Source organism: Kitasatospora sp. NPDC034533, from assembly GCF_055575155.1.
In genome coordinates this window covers 1-1139 of sequence record NZ_JBVITE010000178.1, presented here as the reverse complement: position 1 = coordinate 1139, position 1139 = coordinate 1, and the positions used below count along the sequence as shown (strand labels likewise).

At 66.7% G+C, this 1139-nt stretch carries 1 protein-coding gene; it reads right to left on the bottom strand.

Going from position 1 to position 1139, the window contains the following annotated elements; translation table 11 throughout:
- A complete protein-coding gene (locus tag ACZ55U_RS39110) occupies positions 1–1083 on the bottom strand; it encodes an IS630 family transposase (RefSeq protein WP_465534420.1) in 1083 nt (360 codons plus the stop codon).
- Between the last annotated feature and the right edge of the window lie 56 nt (positions 1084–1139).

The window sequence follows — 1139 nt, the reverse complement described above, 5'->3', positions numbered from 1 at the left end:
CTAGTGTCCTGCGCCAGGAATTCGTTCAAGATATGAGGCGAGTCGTTCGAGGATCTCGTCGGCGGTCTTGGTCCAGGTGAACGGGCGGGGGTTCTCGTTCCAGGTCTTGATCCAGGCCCGGATGTCCTTCTCCAGAGCCTGGACGGACTTGTGGACTCCACGTCGGAGCTGCTTGTCCGTCAGCAGTGCGAACCACCGCTCCACCTGGTTGAGCCAGGACGAGCTGGTTGGGGTGAAGTGCAGGTGGAACCGGGGGTGGCCGGCCAGCCACTTCTGGATCGCCGGGGTCTTGTGGGTGGCGTAGTTGTCGCAGACCAGGTGGATGTCCAGGCCGGCGGGCACTTCCTTGTCGAGCTTGGCGAGGAACTTCTTGAACTCGGCCGCGCGGTGGCGGCGGTGGAGGGAGCCGATGACCTCTCCGCTGGCCACGTCGAGGGCGGCGAACAGGGTGGTGACGCCGTTGCGCAGGTAGTCGTGGGTGCGGCGCTCGGGCATACCCGGCATCATCGGCAGCACCGGGGCAGAGCGGTCGAGGGCCTGGATCTGCGACTTCTCGTCGACGCACAGGACCAGGGCCCGCTCCGGCGGGTCCAGATAGAGCCCGACCACGTCGCGGACTTTGTCGATGAACTGCGGGTCCTTCGACAGTTTGAAGGTGTCGACCTGGTGGGGCTTGAGGCCGAAGGCCCGCCAGACGCGGCCGACCGTGGACTTCGACAGTCCCGTCTCGGCGGCCATCGACGCCCGCGACCAGTGGGTGGCGTCCTTCGGGGTGCGTTCCAGGGTGGCGACGACGAGTTCCTCGATCCGCTCGTCGCTGATCTTCCGTGGAGCGCCGGGGCGTTGCTCGTCCGCGAGCCCCTCCAGTCGACGCTCCAGGAAACGTCGCCGCCACTTGCCGACCGTCTGCGGCCAGATGCCGAGCTCGGCGGCGACCTCCTGGTTCGTCTTTCCGTCCGCACAGCCGAGCACGATCCGGCACCGCTGGGCCAGCGCCTGCGACGACTTCGCCCGCCTCGACCAGCGGAGCAGCGTCTCGCGCTCGTCATCGGTCAAGGTCAGCTCGGCCATCGGCCGCCCCATACGCGCCATGGGCACAGGCTACAGATATGAAGCGAATTTCAGGTGCAGGACACTAG